Origin of the sequence: Thiothrix sp. UBA5583, assembly GCA_002425225.1 — a bacterium.
GTDB lineage: Bacteria > Pseudomonadota > Gammaproteobacteria > Thiotrichales > Thiotrichaceae > Thiothrix > Thiothrix moscowensis.
Genome location: DILV01000031.1, coordinates 173,378 through 192,978, shown reverse-complemented (window position 1 = coordinate 192,978; position 19,601 = coordinate 173,378). Strand labels below are relative to the sequence as shown.

The following is a 19,601-nucleotide window of genomic DNA, read 5'->3' as shown; positions in this document are numbered from 1 at the left end:
ATTTCGCCACGCACACAAAGTAATAAACCTACCAGAAGTGCTTTTTTGCCTGACGCCATTCACGGATACGCAAACCTGCCTCTGTTGCCGGGAAATCCAGCCGTAATTCACCACTATCCACCGTACCCAGCAATTTTATATGGCGCTGGGCATAGCGTTCCACCACCTCGGGATGCGGATGGTTGAAACGGTTGCGATAGCCGCTGGTAACGATCCCTAGGCTCGGGTCCACCCGGTTAAGGAAGGCCGCACTGGAGGAAGTCTTGCTGCCATGATGCGGAACCAGCAACACCTCGCTAGCCAGATTCTCTTGCTGTCTGAGCAGGAAGGATTCCGCCACCCGCTCAATATCCGCCGTCAGCAACACACTGTGGTGGGCATTGCCAACCCGCAGCACGCAGGAACGGTTATTGTCCTTGGGTTCTCGGAAAGTTTCATCCGGGTGCAATACCGTGAATTCCACCCCATCCCATGACCATTGCTGCCCGCGCTGGCACAAGAGTGGTTGGTAAGCAGGCAGCATATCGGTACTGCCCACCATGACTTGTTCCACCGGCATATCCGCCAGCAAAGCCTCCGCTCCCCCACTGTGGTCATTATCCGCATGGGAAACCACCAACCGGTCAACATGGCTGATTCCCTGCCCATGCAGCCACGGCAGCAGCACCAGCATTCCGGTATCGAAACTGTCGGATACTTTCGGCCCCGCATCAAACACCAGCACATGGTTTTGCGTTTGCACCACACTGGACAAACCTTGCCCCACATCCAGCACACTGAGCCGGAAACTGCCAGCCTGCGGCCTGTCCGGCTGGTAAAGCGCCAGTGGCAGCATCAACAGCATACCCAGCCAGCGCCCCGGCAACCCACGCGGCGACCACAGCAACAGGAAACCCAACCCTGCCAACACCAGCCAAACCAGCGGCAGAGTTGGCAGATAGATTGCCGACAAGGGCAGTTCAGCCAACCATGCCAGCACCCACATCAGCCACTCTAGCAACCACGCAGCCGCTTGCCACAACCCGGCGGCAAGCGTATCCCACCAACCTGCAAACACAATTCCCAGCAATACTAATGGCGTTACCACAAACGTTACCAGCGGAATCGCCAGCAGGTTTGCCAGCGGCGAACTCAGCGACACCATGCCGAAAAAACCTGCCACCAGCGGCACGGTTCCCAATGACAACAGAAGCTGCATCCAGACAAACGCACCTTTGCCCACCCGTCGTTGCCGCCCTGCCAGAAACACCAGCAGACCTACCGTCAGGAACGACAACCAGAACCCCACCGACAGACTGGCAAACGGATCAAGCAACAACACCAGCAACAAGGCCAGACAAAACACCACACTGAATGGCACGGAACGCCGCCACACCAGCCCCGCCAACATCACCAGCAACATCAGCAAGGTACGCTGGGTTGGAATATTCATGCCTGCCAACAACCCATAGCCAATTGCCAACACCCCGCCTGCCAACCCGGCAGCAATCCGCAGCGGCAAGCGCAAATACAGGCCGGGAAACAGTCGCCACACCAGCCACACCGGAATAATGCCCAACCCCGCCACCATCGTAATGTGCAAGCCTGAAATCGCCAGCAAATGAATCGTGCCCGTCTTACGCAGCACATCCCACTGCGCCTGCCCGATGTTTTCGGTGTAAGCAATAGCCAGCCCCTGCACCAGCCCGGTCATGGCTGAATCAGTCAATGCAAGGCTAATCCGGTCTTTCAGGTGCTGACGCAGGTTGTTGGCAGACCACCAAGGTGCGTCTGCCAACAGCTGGTTTTCTACTGACGGGCGCACATAGCCGTTACCGCCAATCCGCTGGGCAAACAGCCACTGGGCATAATCAAACCCGCCGGGATTAGCAAAACCACGCGGGCGCTTGCCCCGCACCCGCAACTGCCAGCGTTCCCCTGCCCTGATGGCTGGCACGTCATCTGTATACCAGGCCAGCCGCAAACGCCCCTGATACACCTCACTGTCAGCATCCAGTAGGAAACGCACCCCGCCCTCGACCGGTTCCGGCACATCGGCGACCACCCCTGATACCAGCAAATCTTCGCCTTCCAGAGTTTCCGGCAACCAGCTTGCCTGCATCTGTACAGCAGCCAGCAAGGCATACAGGCAACCTGCCCCGACCCCACCCACAAGCACCGACAACCACCTAGATCGCAGCCAATAATCTTGAAAAAACCAGCCAAAAATCAGTAACAATAACCAGCCTGTTGCCGCACCCGCCAGGGTCTGTACATCCGGCAATACTGGCATAATCAGCAAAATTAACGTGCCTAGAAAAAAACTTACTGAAAAGGTGCGCATGATGAAAAAACCGTGGATAATGCCGCACGTCCAAACCGTGCCGAACTGGATTTATGCCCAAAAAGTTTCTGCGCAGACTTGCTCCTGACCACGAAAAGCTTAAACAGCACAAACACCTTCAATTTCTTGGGGACGCACTACATTTACCCTGCCTGTGGCATCTGAACCGGCGCAATGTGGCATCTGCTTTTGCCATCGGGTTGTTTGCCATGTGGCTCCCTGTTCCTTTCCAGTCGGTGATTGCTGCGTTGCTATCGGTATATTTCCGCGCAAATCTGCCAATAGCGGTTTCTCTGGTGTTTGTGAGCAACCCTTTCACCATGCCACCCATGCTTTATTTTGCTTATGAAGTAGGAGCGGCTGTAGTCGGGCATCCACCCGCAGGCTTCAATTTTGAACCCAGTATTGAATGGTTGCAACACGGATTTCTGCTGATCTGGAAACCGTTGGGGCTGGGCATTTTTATGATGGCGGTGCTGTCAGCCTTGTTGGGTTATTACGGTATTCACTGGCTGTGGCGTCTGCATATCCTGCAACACCTCAAAGAACGCAGCAAGCGCCACAAACACCCGCAAGACAAGTAAACACGCCATTTTCAAGCACCAGCAGCGGCTTTATCCAGCAGGATGTCTGTTTGCTGGTATGAAGTAATGCGTGCCACGGGCAAATCATGCCCCGCCTGCCACTGTTTTACCGCATCATGCTTGCCGACGCCTGTCACCAGTACAAGCAGACGTTGAGTCTGGCTCAGACAATACTGGCTAAGGGAAACACGCTCCGGCGGTGGTTTCGGTGCATTGTGCACTGCATGTACCAATTCCTGCTGGTTATGCACATGACCGGGAAACAAACTGGCGGTATGACCATCCTCCCCCATGCCCAACATGACCAGATGAAACGGCAATTTGTCGGTAAACTGTGCGGCATATGTGGCAGCGGCGGCTTCTGCCCCCAGTTCTGCGGGAATGAAATGAATGTTTTCCGGCGGAATACCTACCTTGTCCAACAGACACTGGCGGATCATGACGCTGTTGCGTTCCGGGTCATCTTGCGCCAAACATCGCTCATCGCCCAGATAGAGCTGCCAGCGCTGCCAGTCACATGCCTGCCCGACCAGCAAGCGGTAAACCTTTTCCGGTGTCGTACCTCCTGCCAGCACGATACGGAATATACCCTCGCTGGCAATGGCTTGTTCCGCTGCTTGCAGAATGAGGTGGAGGGCTGCCTTGGCTACTGCCTCGGCATCGGGGAAAATCTGCCAGTTGCCTGCCTTGTCCTCAGATAACATGGCACTCATGATTTCCTTCACTTGGCGTTATAAAGACTCATTGCCTCGATTGTCAGCCGGGTAATGTCAGCAAACCTTCCCGTGTTGACCAGCTCAAGTGGAGCAATCCAGCTACCCCCAATACAAGGGACGTTTGGCAACTGCAAATAACCCAGAAAGTTGTCAGCGTTGATACCGCCTGTTGGACAAAAACGCACACCCTGAAAAGGCCCAGCAAATGCTCGCAACGCTCCGATACCTCCAGCGATACTGGCAGGAAAAAGTTTGAAATGCTGATAGCCCAGCTCCAGCCCCTGCATGATCTCGGAAGCGGTAGCAACACCGGGCAACAAGGGAAATGCCATATTTCTGGCGGCCTCCAGCAGGGCTGGAGTACTGCCGGGGCTAATGGCGAATTGCGCCCCCGCATCCCTGACAGATTGCAAATGCCGGGAATTGATGACCGTTCCTGCACCCACGACAACAGCTGGCAGGTTTTCTGCTACAGCGTCAATGGCAGCCAGTGCCGCTGGAGTACGCAAGGTCACTTCGATAATGCGCACTCCACCCTCTGACAGAGCATGAGCCAGCTCAACGGCTTTGCCTGCATCATCAATGGCAATCACCGGAATGATGGGTGAAACCCGCATGATGTCTTCCGTTGTTAACATCTCTATACCTCCTGCCCCGGCAAAGTGAATAGGCTTGCACCCTGTTCCGCCCCGGAGACAATGTTCCGAAACATGCCGAACAATTCCCGCCCCATCGCGAATTGATGGTGGGACAAGTCCGACGGGCTTGTTTCACGCTGCGCCAGCGTTTCCGCATCCAGCAACAATTCAACTGTACCACGGGCAATATCCATGCGGATCGGATCACCTGTCCTGATTTTTGCCAATACCCCGCCTTCACTGGCTTCCGGCGTCATGTGAATGGCAGAGGCCACCTTGCCGGATGCGCCTGACATGCGTCCATCAGTAATGATGGCAACCCGAAAGCCTTCATCCTGTAAAGCTCCCAAAGCTGGCAACAAACCGTGCAGTTCCGGCATTCCGTTGGCTTTGGGTCCCTGATAACGGATCACGGCAATAAAGTCCTTGTTGAGCAAACCCTGTTTGTAGGCAATCTGCAAGGCTTCCTGTGAGTCAAATACCTCGGCAGGTGCTTCGATAAAATAATGTTCCGGCTTGAGTGCTGACGTTTTGATGACGCTTTTGCCGATATTCCCCCCCAGAATGCTTAAACCACCGTGTGTGGAAAAAGGCCTCGCAACACTACTGACGATATGCCTGCATGAGTCCTGCATGGCAGCTTCCACCCAAACCAGTTGACCATTTTCCAGCAGCGGCAAGCGGGTGTAGTGTTCCAGCCCTTTACCCATAATGGTATCCACATCCTGGTGTAACAGGCCGTTTTCCAGCAATTCCCTGATCACGACCGGCATCCCGCCTGCTGCGTGAAAGTGGTTTACATCAGCGTCACCATTGGGGTACATGCGGGTCAGCAGCGGAATCACTTCAGACAGGTCATGAAAATCCTGCCAGTTGATGACAATGCCCGCAGCGCGCGCCATCGCCACCAGATGCAGGGTATGGTTGCTAGAGCCACCAGTCGCCAGTAACCCGATGATGGCATTGACCAGACTTTTTTCATCCAGCATCCTGCCAACCCCGATTTTGCTGTCATTGCTCACCAGCACATGTAACTGTTTGGCCGCTGCACGGGTCAGCGATTCACGCAGTGAGGTTCCAGCATTGACGAACGACGAGCCAGGCAAGTGTAGCCCCATGATTTCCATGAGCATCTGGTTACTATTGGCCGTACCGTAGAAAGTGCATGTTCCGGGACTATGGTAGGAAGCCGCCTCGGAGCGCAGCAATGCCTGAGTACCGACGAGTCCTCTGGCAAAATCCTGCCTTACCCTCGCTTTCTCAGCATTGCTGATACCAGAAAGCATCGGCCCGGCGGGAATGAACACCGCAGGCAAGTGCCCGAAACTGAGTGCACCAATCAGCAAACCGGGCACAATCTTGTCACATACGCCGAGATAAGCCGCACCATCAAACATATTGTGCGCTAGGGCAATAGCGGTGGACTGGGCAATACAGTCACGACTGAACAGACTCAGCTCCATACCTGGCTGCGACTGGGTAACACCGTCACACATGGCAGGAACACCACCGGCAAACTGGGCGCAGGCTCCCGCTTCCCGCAGGGTCTGCTTGATTATCTCAGGGTATGCCTGCAATGGCTGGTGAGCAGACAGCATGTCATTGTAAGCCGAGATAATCGCAATATTGGGGGCATCCGCTGCCGCCAGTACTGCCTTGTCGGTATTGGGGCAGGCGGCAAAACCGTGCGCAAGGTTGCTGCACCCCAGTACTCGCCGTTGCACACCTTTTGATGCGGCTTCATCCAGACGTTGCAGGTAAACTTGCCGGTAGGGTTTACTGCGCTCAATAATGCGTTGGGTAACGCTGCTGATCACACTGTTCATGATGCCTGCCAACCTTCAACCATGTTCATGCCAACTGCGTCCGTCGCGTTCTATCAGTGCTACCGCAGCGCTGGGACCGTCAGTACCGGCGGTATAGCCTTTTACCCGGATGCTGTCTTCTTCCCAGTGATTAAGGATGTAGTCAGCCCATTCCCAGGCGGCCTCGACTTCATCGCGACGCATGAACAGGGTCGGGTCATTGTTGATCACATCCAGCAGCAACCGTTCATAGGCAGTGGGCGAACGCGGGTCATCTTCGGCGACATTCAGTTCCAGTTCCACCGGGCGCAAGCTCATACCATTGGTTAACCCCGGTTTTTTGTTCATCAGCAACAATTTGATGCTTTCTTCCGGTTGCAGGTGGATAACCAACTTGTTGGGTTCAACCGGTTTGCCATTATCAGGAAATACCGAATGTGGAATTTTTTTGAACTGGATAATAATTTCGGAAAAACGCTCTGACATCCGCTTGCCGGTACGCAGGTAGAAAGGCACTCCGCTCCACGTCCAGTTGTCTATATCGGCACGGATTGCCACAAAGGTTTCGGTATCACTGACATGCGGTTCAGTGTCATCTTCCAGATAACCGGGAACAGGCAAACCGTTGCTCGCACCTTTTCGGTATTGACCACGCACGGTTTTCTCGGCAATTTCCCGTTTGTCCATTTTGCGCAGGGCTTTTAACACCTTGACTTTCTCATTGCGCACACTGTCACTGTCCAGATGGCCAGGTGGCTCCATCGCAATCAGGCAGAGAAGCTGCATGAGGTGGTTTTGCACCATATCCCGCATGGCACCGTAACGCTCGTAGTATCCCCAGCGTCCTTCAACCCCAACCGTTTCCGCTACCGTAATCTGTACATGGTCAATATTCTGGCTATTCCACAACGGTTTGAAAATGGCGTTGGAAAAGCGTAGAGCCAGTATGTTCTGCACGGTATCCTTGCCCAGATAATGATCAATACGGAATATCTGACTTTCATGAAAAACGGCTGTCACCAGATCATCAATCTGCCGGAAAGATGCCATGTCATGGCCTATCGGTTTTTCCAGTACAACTCGACTATCAGGTGTCACCAGCCCTGTCTGTTCAAGCGCAGTGCAAATATTGCCGAACAGGGAAGACGGCGTGGACAAATAATAAATGCGTGCCCGTTCTGGAAATTTCTGTAATAACCCTGCCAGTTCGGTGTAACTGCCCGCATCAGTAATATCCATGCTGATGCAGGTCAGGCGTGCCGAAAAAGACTGCCAGTACGCTTCTGAACAATGTCCGGGCGGCAAGTATTCATGCAGTTTCTGATGAACCAGATTGCGGTGCTCAGTCTGACTGAACGGATGCCGCACCGTTGAAATGATGCGACTTTCAACACCAATGTATTTCTGGGAAAACAGGAAATACAGGGCAGGCATGATTTTACGCAATGCCAGATCACCATGCCCCCCGAAAATGACAATATCCACCACAGGTGGCTGTTTGGACATAAAAATGAACTCTTGTTATACCGTTGTAAGCGAATCTTTATATATCTGCTGGCGATTCAGCACGACAGTGAGTTGATGGATATTGCCGGTACGCCGGACAATTTCACTACTGATTTCAGCAGACAGTTCCAAGCTATTGGTCAGATAGGTATGACTATCTGACCATTGCACTTTCACATAGGACATCACATCGTCATCTAACAGATAAACGATCGGCACCTGACACCAAGTAAAGGCAAGCCCCTGCGCTGGTACGAGCAGTTCCTGCCAGCGACCAGACACATCCAGGTAACGGAAGTGCCTCGCCTGTCCGATAAATTCCCGTGCACGCAACAGACCGGGCTGGAAAGACACCTTGCCCTCACCAATGCGCAACCCCAGCTCGCCAAAGCGCGTCAGAATCTCCTCTTTGACCTGCCCGGTCATGCCTGGTTGCTGCGCACCAGCATGTTTGGGCGTATGCGAGTAGGGGTCGGTCGGGAATGCACCGTATTCCGCCGGGGATTTATTGAAGCCGATACCTTCACGCACCCGGTAGTAAAGCTGACCCAGACGACTGACGACACTCACCTCTGCCTGCTGCTCCAGTGCTGTAAAGAACATTTCCTGGGTTGCCAACAACAGTTTGGACACCATGTGCCAGTAAATACAACCCAGCCCTTCAAAACCGAACATACCGCCAGAACGACCGGTAAATTCTTTATGCCGGAAAACCTGTTCGTAGATGGTGTGTAATGGTGCACGCAACTCGCCAATATCAGCGTATCTGTCTGCCAGTTTATCCAGACGCGCATCCAGCGCTGCCCGGTTAATCAGGTTGGCATTGAAACGGTAGACACCATCCGCATCGCGCAACAGGAGGGTTTCATCCCCGTCATCCAGTAGCTGCTGCAAGGCAGGCAGCCCTTGCACCTGCGCAGCTTCGATACGGTTCTTTGCCAGAAAACCTGGCAATTGCCGATCCGGGTACAGCATGAATGTTTGCTGGTCTGCACGATAAATTGACGAGGCGAACAGGGATTCCAGCATGTCGACCGCTGAAGCAGGGTCAATAGCACCGGAACTCAGCACGGCAACCTGACCTTCCAGCATCGGGTACAAATAATCGACATCCAGCCTATCAGCGTGAATTTCCAGCAGATTGTAGGCATGATACAGGCCATCCTGCCGACGATTGCTGCGGATGCTATCGTCAATCAGATGCAGGGCATTGCTCAACAGTTGCATAACCGCCACGGTTTCCTGGGAAACCATATCCTTGAAACAACTCTGTCGATAAACTGTTTCACGGTAGCGGCTAGCCGCCATGCCAAGACTTTCTAGCATGAGTAAACGTTGCCGGGGAGTGTTGAGGCTTTCCGGCGGAAGCAGGACAGCTTCGCCCACAATTGCGGCAGTATCTGCCAACCAGACACTGACTTCAGCCGATAGCTGAAAAGCAGCAGAGTTGGTATGGAACAGGTCTTGCAGAAACAATACATAGCGACGCAGATAATACAGCGTCACCATCGACAGCCCCTGCCCTACCAGCGCATTGTTTGCATCGTTCCATTCGGGTCGTTGCGTGTTCAGCCAGATACCGCCACCGGGTATCAGATTACCCAGCTTGCTGAGTAACGGTACCAGCAGCTTTTCCGCCAGATTGACCAGATAGACCTTATCATTTTCGTCCAGCAACAATTTGCCATCAGCACCGATAGCAGTCACCCGCTGCCCGATCCGTTGTTCCAGCGCACCATCATAGACAACCGTGTCTTTGGGATTTTTCAGCAAATCTGCAAATGGCTTGATGCGATACGGAACATTGGCGTAACAAAAAATCTGGTGGCGCAGCAGACTGGCGAGCCTGCCGGGGTGTACATTTCTGGAAAGCTCCAGCAACTTGAGCAGGTAAATGATCTGGTGGTCGCCCCAGTAACCGATATAACTCCAAGGATCTTCCGGGTCTTCGATTTCCCAGTCGATCCCTTCTTTAGTAATGCGGTAGGGATTGTAACCATCAATGGTGCTGGCATTCACAAAACGGGCGATACTGTTTTCCACAAATTCGGGGTAACTGAACAGTAGTGCCTCCCAATTCTGAAAAATGTCCCGCCAGTTGCCCTGATAAGAAAGCAGGCGTTTGCCCTCTTCATTGCGTAAGCGGATGGCAAACTCATTCCACGGACGACTAGGGTCGCCATGTCGCCGCCCGAACGTGAGTGGCAAATATTCATGGCACAGACGTTCCAGTTGGGCATCGCCCGTTGCCTGTATTAGAGCAAACAACTCATGGAATGCCAGTCTCGGCGGCAAACCCGATAACAACGGAGCATGTGCGTGATAAGCCTCCTGATTAAAATGCCTGACTGTTGCGCTGAAATCTGCCGTATCGATACGATACTGGTCATCGAAAACGCCCCCCCTCATCCCATTGAACAGGACATTGGCATAATGATGGACGCTAACATTTTCTTCAGCCGTTGTCTGGAAAGCATCCATTCCCGCCATGATGCGTTGCAGCTCATCCGAACCACGTCTGACCGAATCAAGCAAAGCACGTGCCATTGATTCCCGGTCGGATAAGGCGTGACACAAATTGACAACCTGTGCCTGACTTTGCTGTACATTGGCGACCAATTGCCAGCGCTTACCCTCATAGGCAGGCAGCCGCAGCGTACTATTGACGAAATAAGCACCGCGTATTCCGCGCGTGTGTTCCTCCTGCTGTAATGGCCTGCCTTGCCTGAAATGATCCAGTTGCCGGTTGGAAAGCAGAATGACCGACTGTTCCAGCCCCAAGCTAAACACCGTGTTGGCATGAAGCGATTCGCATGGTTCCGGCTTGTCAGTAATACAGGAATACAGGGAATAGCAAGCAACTCCGCTGCTACTATCCAGCTCTGTCCATTTATAGGCATCCACCAGATTGCTGGCGCTGGTCTGCACCTGACGCGGCAACCCGGCAGGCATCAGGTTCTGCAAACCGTCCAGCATCTGCACCTGAATCGGCTTGCCAGACAGGTTAAGCAACTCGCACTGACGCACAAATCCGTAACGGTCACTGACCATCCAAGTGTAACGGAACGTCAGTTGCAGATCGTCATTGGTTTCCTCAAAACACAGTTTGTTACCGAGAGTATTTTTGTAAAGGCTGCGCTGTACACTGTAAATTCCATCATGCTCGCGGTTAAACGGTTCCCAGACAGCCATTGAATGACCATGGAACACGCGCAGCAGGGTTTTGCTACCGGTATGGGTAACACTGTCCTGCACCTTGTCTGCCGCGACATAGGGGAATAACGCCAGTTCAGGGGAAACACGCCCTGCCGTCACTCCCCCATTGGATGAAACAAACAACCAATGGTCACTATGGGACACCACGCTGATAAGAAAGGGAGGCATCCTGTCAATATTGCGTATGACATAAAAACGTTCGTTCTCATGATCCACAAATGAACCGGCAACCTCATTGCCTGTTTCATCACTTATCAACCTGATCAGATCATCGGGGCGTGAAAACAGCATGTTCATCAGGACAGAATCTCCCATCACAACAGCACGACACAATTAAAATCAAAGACGTTCGACAGTTTTTGAAGCTGGATCGTATTTATAACCCCAACTAGTCAGTGCACTCATTGCCTCAGTCTGATCAGAATACAACTGTGTCAAACCCTGGCCGACCGGACTATGCAGATTGAGACCGACCAGATTTCTCAAATCAAGGCTGTACAGTTGAGTGCCTGACCGGTAAAGGTAAACAGTGCCATTGCCATCCACATCATTAACCAACCCACCACCAGTTGAATCACCCGTGAAACCAACGTCGGTCAGAAGAAAGGTTCCACCATTTCCCCAGCCAGAGTGAATCCCGAACTCTGTGTAAGCAGTTAGACCCGCATAACCAGAGAGAGGAATTGTGACCTGTTTCCAACCAGTCGTTCCGGGGATATCCGTCGCATACGTTGCTAAATCAAAATTGAGTTCCTGTTCAGGCCCTCCACCACTGGCAAACTTGACCCAAACATTGCCAGTTGGCAGGTTTTTTACCTTGAACACCAGATTCTGATAATTGCCCGCGAAACCGGCAGAAAACTGATAGAAAGCCAGCGTAGCCGTTGGCGCACCCCAACCACTACCTGACGGCAGATACCACACCGGCGTAAAATCGACATCTCCGGTATAGCCTCCCTCCCAACCCGCATTGGCAGTGCCTGAACCCCAGTCAGAATAACGGAAGTTGGTATCAGGAATAAAATCCAGTTTAGGCGCACCTTCATAATACGTGAGTGAGGTAAAGTAATTATCCAGCAAGGACTGATACGCTTTCTTTGCCTGTTCCTTGGCTAACTCACTCCCGCCTTGCGTATACAGTTTATGTAACGACAACGCTGTATAATACTGGTTTTCCCCAGTAGGATTTTTCGCCAAAGCCGTAGCCCACAGGTAGAACTCTGCCTTTGGGGAAGACAGTGCATCGGCCAGATCCCATTTGGTGTCATCCGTGATCGCAGCCCGCGCAAAAGGGTTTTCAGGATCAAACAGGATACATTCCTCAGCAGCAATACCGACATTCGGACAATACAAATCAAGGTAAGAACTCTGCGGTAGCTCTATGGTATTAACCACCTGACCACCGCCACCACCGCAGCCTGTCAAGGCAGACAGTAAAACAAGTTGCAGCATTACCGGGCGTAAACATTTTTCAAAGATATGTTGTTTCAAAATCATCTCCCCATGCCTCCCACAGACTAGAAGTTGTATTCAAAGAATGTTTTTACTTCAAACATATCTTTATTTTTTCCGTCCTGATAAAACTCGTTATTTGAGTTCTTGTCCAGGGTTCTATAAGCAGCCTTGACACCTATCTTGCTAGACTTCTTCTCACTCTTGCCTTTATCAAGCAAATTGACATAACCCAATTCCACTTGTTCAGGATATTTAAGATCAAATTGACGCTCAAAGTCATACGGTCCCCAAGCGTCTTTCTTGTAACCGGCAGTGAATATATGCTTGTTATCCAGTACCAGTTTACCTTCCACGCTTGCATACTGGGTTGCTGCCGCTGGTTTGCCTGTTGGCTGTTGCTTACCAATCTCGCCTTTTACCACTGCTTTCACGCCAGGTTTGGGGTTGAAGACCATTTTACTTTTGAGTGTGCCAACCGTTTCTTTTGACAAACCCGCGCCAAATGCAGCATTCCGTTTGCCTTCCTCGTAATAAAACAGGTTGGCATCGGTCGCGGTGGGATAATGTGTCACATTCAAGCCAACATTATAGGCAAATTTCGCATCCTCCCTGGCATCATTATCCCAGGCATAAAATGGCGTAGCAGGCGTAGGATCATAGGTCAGGGTCACTTCTGCCGATCTCGCCGCCCGGTTGCCCAGAACGGCAAACGGATCATTATCAAGATTTCTTGGCTCAATACCGGGAGTTAGTGTCGTCCCGGAAATACTCGGATTGATCAATGGATTAGCGTCAACAATATTATCGCGATACAACAAACGCGGGGAAATGGTGTAGTCACCTTTGCTTATATCCAAACCCAGTTCAACTTCTTTTTTATTGCCCTGTTCCGAATAAGGTAGCTGAGTACCCAACTCTTTCAATGGCGCACCAGCGTCCGCTACCAGCCCCGCATAGTTAACCGTGGCATGAGCCTTGACATTAGCAGAAAGATTGGTGGAAACCTTCGCTTTGACACCCACGGTATCTTCCGACTTGATTTTATTCTCAATGACATTGCCACCTTTCATGCGATCATACTTTTCGCCCACCTTGTGGCTATTGGCAACAATCGCCCCAACTTCCAGATTTACCCCAGGTTTGGGTTCAAATTTTCCTTGCAGGGTTGTCTGCGCAGAACGCTTGCCAATAGCCGTCCCACCGCCTGAGGAATCAGTCCGCTGATCATAGTCTTCGGCGTGCATGAAGGTATACTGCTTGTCTTTGCCAAACTGGTATTTGAGGATCGCCTTGGGGTTGGCTCCCCAATAAACCTCCGGCCCTGCAACTACATTCAGACCGTCAAGTGCGCCTTTGCCGACAAACTCCATCCCATAAGGAGCCTTGGAATTCCAGATGTCCTGCCCTTCCATATCGGTTGTTTCACGTAGTAAACCGAAGAAATCCCCTTTATAGCCCCAGTGATAACGCGGCACATGATAGAAACCTAGCAGGTCAAATGCCTTGCCTTCATAAGATGCCTGAAAGTCATACAATTCAAGCTTTCTGGCATCACTGCCGGTTTTGTCGTGTATGCGATCACCATATTTGAACTCGAAATTACTGTCTGAAGCGTCTGCAATCGCATTCACGGTAAAGTCGCCCTTCAGTTGTGGCGTAGCTTCAAATTCAAAATCGAAAAAGCCCATCAAGCCTTTTTCGTTAGAATCCGTATCATTTCCCACTCCCTTAACCAAGGCATCCCCACGGATACTACCCCCTGCAAACCGGAAGGCTTCCTCATCCTTGACTTCATGACTTGGGCGGGTTGCCTTTGGCTCAATCTTGCTAAGTTTCTGGTTAATGGATGACTTGCTATCTGCATAAGGGTCGATTGACCATACTTCTGACAACACGTCATAAGCAATACGAGGTTCAGCGGCATAAACCCCTTTGGAATCAGGTTTACCAAGACGGTTAATACCCCACCATTCTTCATTCATATTGTTCTGGCCTTCTACGTGGTCAAATTTGTAACCACCATTTGCCCAAGATGCAGTACGGTCATGCTTGTCCAGATTTTCGGTTTGCTTGTACTTCCACCACTCATCACGCCACTCGAACACAAAACCACCGATGGAGTTACCTTCTTCACCTTTGCCATAACTCTTGCGGTACATTTCTTCCCATTGGCTTTTCAAGTATTTGGCCTGCGAAACCTGGTCTTCCTTCCTGTCTTTTGAGTTGAACGCATCACTACCGAATTCAAAAAAGGCTACCGGCAAACCTAGTTTATTTTTTACATCTTTCCATAATCCGGTAAAACTTTCTCCCCGATAGGCATTTACCCCCAACAAATCCCAGTCCTTACCGTATTCGGCAATCAAGTCGATATATTGAATATCGCCATTAACGATGGTGAATGGGTAATTGGGTGCTATTTTTTTACCTTCATCAATCACCTCATCAAATAGACTGTAAAGATGTCTGGCTTTCGCTTGATCCTTCTCCCCAACCGGCAGATTTTCTATTTCAAAACTTTTCCAGGATAGACCATAGTTGCTTTCATTACCCAAGGCAAACATCAGGACACCCGGTACATCCTTGAATTTTTCAACGGTTTCCCTGACTTCTTTTTTGAGAACTTCACGGGTCGCCGGATCAGAGTAATTGGTATTCTCCATCCATTTGCCGCCGACATTGACACCATAACGCCCCATCAACGGATTTACCGCCGTCATGATGCCGTATTTTTCATAAATATAAGTGACCCATTTGGGGGGAATACTGGAGAAAGTACGAATAGCGTTGACACCCGCATCACGCATCAGGGTAAAGTCATGATCAAGGATATCCTTGACTACCTCATCCTTTTGCCCCCAAAGGTTATAGGTATAGTTTTCATCTTGTGGTGAATACCCCCAGACCACACCTTTGATGTAGAAATCCTTTCCATCAACTTGCAGCTTCCAGCCTTTACTATCCTTGTAAGTTGCAACATGGCTGGCGTTTTTTGCCAAAACCGCCGTACTTGAAAAAGTTATTACCGAACCAATCAGCAGAACAGTAATTACCTTTGTGGAAAAAACATCATTTAAAGAAACCATGAACTCTTCTCCTCCCTAGATCAGCGCCCCAAGAAGCTACTAACAACCCCCATTAAATGCTATATAGCAGTCTGCACAATAAACGGAATATTGTCAAGATAAACACATTTATCTTGAGTCAACTACTTTTGCATCACCTGTTTGGGGGTACGATCCACAAAGAACAGACCCCAGTGCTTCTCTGCCCCCTGAGCATTATCTGGATTACCCTTCCACGGCTCATCAAATGCCTCAAAGAAGAACACAGTGGTATTGGTTTTTTCCGCCCAGTCTTTGACCTCTTTGTAGTAGCGAACCTGGTTGGCTTCATTGGCTCGCCCGCCAAACTCACTGGCAGTGGTCGCCCAACCGGTTTCAAGAATGGCGATGGAGCTATTGGGTAGGGCAGCACGTACATCCTCAATATTCCTGAGCATGTAAGCCAGACCATCATCAATATCTTTCTCTTCCCAGACCGGATAAGTATGAACACCGACAAAATCCAGTTCCTGAGCCAATGCCTTACCCTGCTCGATCCACCAAACATAGTTTTCCGCAACGGTAACAGGTTGCTTGATTGCCGCTTTAACCTGCCGGACGTAAGCAATCAGGCTATCAACCTCAACCAGGTGATCAGTCCAGTTGATCAGTGCTTCATTGCCAACGTTTACTGCTACCACCACATCCGGGAAAGCATTTGCCAGCCCAATCCCTCGCACGACTTCTTCCTGATTGGCTATCTTGTTCGCTGCCAGTTTCGCGGCAGGAATTGGCTTGTCCAGCCATGGGCAACCCTCGTGATTGCTGAGTTCTGCGTCAATCCACATCCCCAGCATGACTTTAAGCGGTAGCTTGTGTTCCCGAATCAGCTCAAGGGTAAGTTTTGAGTTTTCCCTGGCATCATACACACGAATCAGCTTGAAACCTTCACGCACAAGGATTCGCAAGTCTTCAAGGATTTGTTCACGATCAGGATTGACTGCCCCCTCCCCTCTGTCCGGGTGCTGACCTTCACGATAGCCGGAGTAGGCAACAGCCATGACTTCACCGGTCAGCAGTGCTTCTTTGGGTTGCTGGAATGGGCTTTCGGTAGGCTTGAGCATCGAACAGGACACTGTGCAACACAGTAACAGCATGGCAAATGCCAAAAACTTTATTGTTTTCATAGTAACTCATCTCCTTGGAAATTGTATTCGCAGGGTTTGTAAAGCATTTGCGGCAAGCCTGACCTGCGCATATTGCGCTCCGACCTGTAATGCATAAACGAGTGGCTGTCCATAGGTGTTCAGAACCTGTACGCTCAACATCCCCTCCGCATTCATGGAAGCACAGGCATAAACATGCTGCGCCTGATCATCAAGTAGCATACTGGTTTGCACTACCCGATCACCGGGGCGGATTGTCCTGCTGAATTGCGCAAGAACATGGAAAACCGGCGTGTAATACACCTGCCCCGACACCAGGTCGACCATGATTGGCGCACCACAATAATTGCCGACATGATTGGGGCCGCCGCGTTGATCGAGCACGCAATTCCAGTCGATCCAGCCATTCAGCCAGTGATTCAGGCTGACAATGATATTACGGGCATAGCGGTGTACGGGCGTGTAAATAGGGTGGTCTGCGGCATTGACTCCTGACCAGATGACTGAATAGCCCCAATCGGTGGCGTTATCATTCCACCAGAAGTCATCGTTGCCAAACCAGCCTGATTCTTTGAAACGCACTGGGTCTGTTACACCCTCGGGTGCATCCTTGCCCAGATCGTCAATACAACCCTCGGTATGGATGATGAAATAGTCAGGATACTTGGCATGAACCCGTTCAAACACATCCTCATAGACCCTGAAGGTGCTTTCATACCAATGTACTGCCGCACCAGCAACGTAGCAGGCTGCTTCTGTATCGCCGTAAATGCTGTCTGCCCATTGCTCCAGTTGATCGCGTGCATGATCGTAAATCAGCAATTGAACATCTTTGGCACGCTTACGTAATAACGGCCCCAAATGATCCCTGACAAACAGACGTTGGGAATCTGGTGTGAAGTGCATACTTTCCCACTGACCATTATTACCCAAAGGCTCATTGACCGGCGTTATCCCCCAGGTCTGCACGCCTCGCTGCCGGTAAGACTCCAGATACCTGATGATATATTCGGCAAAAACAGGCTGGCATTCCGCCTTTAATACCCCACCCGTACCGTTAAAACCATTGGCTGGAGTACCCGGCTGATACCAGGTTTCAATATCTTTCATCCAGGCTGGAGCAGTCCAGGCGGAAGCGACAATCCTCAGGTCAGCATCTTGCTGTGCAGCCTTGATAGCCTGTGCTTCCTGGATCATCGGCAACAGGTCATATTGCGGATCCCGGATGCCGGGGTAATCCGCAACCGCAAAACCATCTTCATCCGGCACGACAGAGAAATGTTGCAGTTCCATATCACCCGGTACGTCAGCGTAGGAATAGTTGCCGTTGACGCAAAAATCGCAGGAACCAATCGGTGTTCTGCCCAGACTGAAATTTGCCCCTTGCGCTGAGAACAGGTTTGCCATCACTTCAGCCCTGCACTCAGGTGCAAGATGCGCCAGAACAAACGCTGCCGACTCGGTGAAGGATGTACCAATCCCCAGCAGGGACTGTTTGAGTACATCAGGTCTGACCTCAATTACATTCCTGTCAGCAATACCATCATGGAAGTGGATATTCTCCACTTGCGCCATTTTGTCACCTTGCGCCGATGTCAGTAACACTTCCACCGAAGCACTCAGACCATAGTGAACACGGGTTTCCACGCTCGGAGCTCCACTCAGGCAGGATTCAACTTGCCACGCCGCGCTTCCAGTTGCTGCCTGATTTCATGTGCCTTCTCCTCGGTCAACGGGAACAAGGCAATCGCCCACATTGCCAGTGCTGTTGCGACAAGAGGCACCAGGACATCAAAAAACCGCATCCAGAACAAGGCACTCTCAGACTGGTTGCCTTTCAGCTCAACATCAAAACCGGTCGCATTCAGGAGCAAGCCACCGCCAGCAATTGCCACCGACATCCCCAGTTTGACGACCCACCAGAAAATCGAGCCGAACATACCCTCGCGCCGTTCATGGGTTTGCAGTTCATCCAGGTCGCAGACATCGGCAACCATCGCCCCCATGAGCGTAAACAAGCCCGCCAAGCCAAATGTCATCAACGGGGCTGGTAACAAAACAAGCCAAGGGTAATCCGGGTTATAGCAAAACCATTTCAATGCATAACCCAGCATGGAAATACTCATGGCGATAAAGAATGCACGGCGTTTACCCCATCGGCTGGACATCCAGGTGACAAGAACAATCACCAGGAAACTCGAAATGCTGCCAACAGTACCCGACCAGCCAACGTATTCCGCCCCCAGCTCCGTATTACCGCCAAACACATAATAAATAATGACATAAGACTGGAAGGCAGAAATCAGAATGAAGCCGTTAAACACTAGGAATGTGGCAATACACAACAGGAGAAACGGGCGAACTTTCAACGTCGCCACAAACCCCTTGAAGAAATCAGTAACATTACGTTTCATACCCTCCCATACAGAAACCCTCACTTCCCCCTGAGTCTCTGCGACCAATACTTGCACAAACCGCTCCCGCAAAAACAGGGCGGGCAAAATGCCCAAAGCAATCACAACGACACCAATCACTATCGCCAGATAAGACGCACCCTCAACCATATCGTCAAACAGGGATGCCTGCATCATCACCAGAAACCAGGGGGAAATAATAAAGGCAAACTGGCTAAAAAAATTCTGTGTTCCCATCAAACGGGTGCGCTCGTGATAATCGGGTGTAAGCTCATAACCCAGTGCCACCCAAGGTGTCGCAAAAATCGTGTACCCCAGATAAAAAATGATTGAGCCAATCATGAAAAACCAGAAATAGAAATTTTCCGACATACCGCTCGGCAATTGCCATAACGCCATAAAGGTAAGCCCTGCAAGAATGGCTCCAATAAAAATATAAGGTCGCCGCCGCCCCCATCGGGTGTGGGTATTATCCGAAATATACCCCATTAATGGATCAGTCAATGCATCCGTCAGCCGGGGTATCGCACCCAGCAAACCCACCACTGCCGGATTCATCCCCAATCCCAGGTTCAGCACAATCATCATACTGCCAATAGCCGCACCCAGCAGGTTATTGACGAAACCACCGATACCATAAATCACTTTGTGGACAAACGAAATCCGGTCTTCTGGGGCCGTTTTATAATGCGTGTGCTGCGTAGAAACGCCAGACTTGTCCATACAATAACCCC

12 protein-coding genes are annotated in these 19,601 nt (G+C 51.1%); 1 reads left to right on the top strand and 11 read right to left on the bottom strand.

Going from position 1 to position 19,601, the window contains the following annotated elements:
- Positions 1–28 precede the first annotated feature (28 nt).
- Positions 29–2,323, bottom strand: a complete 2,295-nt coding sequence (locus tag B2U47_RS13550; RefSeq protein WP_296678076.1) for a DNA internalization-related competence protein ComEC/Rec2 — start codon at positions 2,321–2,323, stop codon at positions 29–31.
- 53 nt (positions 2,324–2,376) lie between these two features.
- Between B2U47_RS13550 and B2U47_RS13545 the strand changes: the two genes are divergently transcribed.
- Positions 2,377–2,907, top strand: coding sequence for a DUF2062 domain-containing protein (locus tag B2U47_RS13545; RefSeq protein WP_296678073.1), 531 nt, complete (start codon positions 2,377–2,379; stop codon positions 2,905–2,907).
- An 11-nt stretch (positions 2,908–2,918) separates the two neighbouring features.
- Here B2U47_RS13545 and pgl read toward each other — a convergent pair whose 3' ends face one another.
- The 10 genes from pgl to B2U47_RS13495 all read right to left on the bottom strand — a co-directional run bounded on the left by pgl (position 2,919) and on the right by B2U47_RS13495 (position 19,590).
- Positions 2,919–3,620 (bottom strand): 6-phosphogluconolactonase, encoded by a 702-nt coding sequence (pgl, locus tag B2U47_RS13540; RefSeq protein WP_296678070.1) that lies wholly within the window; start codon positions 3,618–3,620, stop codon positions 2,919–2,921.
- Between the two features lie 8 nt (positions 3,621–3,628).
- On the bottom strand, positions 3,629–4,261 hold the full coding sequence (gene eda / locus B2U47_RS13535; RefSeq protein ID WP_296678067.1) for a bifunctional 4-hydroxy-2-oxoglutarate aldolase/2-dehydro-3-deoxy-phosphogluconate aldolase: 633 nt from the start codon (positions 4,259–4,261) through the stop codon (positions 3,629–3,631).
- A 2-nt stretch (positions 4,262–4,263) separates the two neighbouring features.
- Positions 4,264–6,087, bottom strand: coding sequence for a phosphogluconate dehydratase (gene edd / locus B2U47_RS13530; protein ID WP_296678064.1), 1,824 nt, complete (start codon positions 6,085–6,087; stop codon positions 4,264–4,266).
- Positions 6,088–6,102: 15 nt separating this feature from the next.
- Positions 6,103–7,572 (bottom strand): glucose-6-phosphate dehydrogenase, encoded by a 1,470-nt coding sequence (zwf, locus tag B2U47_RS13525; RefSeq protein ID WP_296678061.1) that lies wholly within the window; start codon positions 7,570–7,572, stop codon positions 6,103–6,105.
- Positions 7,573–7,587: 15 nt separating this feature from the next.
- Complete coding sequence (locus B2U47_RS13520) at positions 7,588–11,085, bottom strand: hypothetical protein (protein ID WP_296678058.1); 3,498 nt, start codon at positions 11,083–11,085, stop codon at positions 7,588–7,590.
- 42 nt (positions 11,086–11,127) lie between these two features.
- Positions 11,128–12,285, bottom strand: a complete 1,158-nt coding sequence (locus B2U47_RS13515) for a hypothetical protein (RefSeq protein ID WP_296678055.1) — start codon at positions 12,283–12,285, stop codon at positions 11,128–11,130.
- A gap of 20 nt (positions 12,286–12,305) precedes the next feature.
- Positions 12,306–15,329, bottom strand: coding sequence for a glycoside hydrolase family 2 TIM barrel-domain containing protein (locus B2U47_RS13510; RefSeq protein ID WP_296678052.1), 3,024 nt, complete (start codon positions 15,327–15,329; stop codon positions 12,306–12,308).
- 122 nt (positions 15,330–15,451) lie between these two features.
- Positions 15,452–16,474 (bottom strand): hypothetical protein, encoded by a 1,023-nt coding sequence (locus B2U47_RS13505; RefSeq protein WP_296678050.1) that lies wholly within the window; start codon positions 16,472–16,474, stop codon positions 15,452–15,454.
- Positions 16,475–16,480: 6 nt separating this feature from the next.
- Positions 16,481–18,100: a glycoside hydrolase family 30 protein gene (locus tag B2U47_RS13500; RefSeq protein WP_296678047.1), complete on the bottom strand. Its 1,620-nt coding sequence runs from the start codon at positions 18,098–18,100 to the stop codon at positions 16,481–16,483.
- 14 nt (positions 18,101–18,114) lie between these two features.
- A complete protein-coding gene (locus B2U47_RS13495) occupies positions 18,115–19,590 on the bottom strand; it encodes an MFS transporter (RefSeq protein WP_296678044.1) in 1,476 nt (491 codons plus the stop codon).
- Positions 19,591–19,601: the final 11 nt, after the last annotated feature.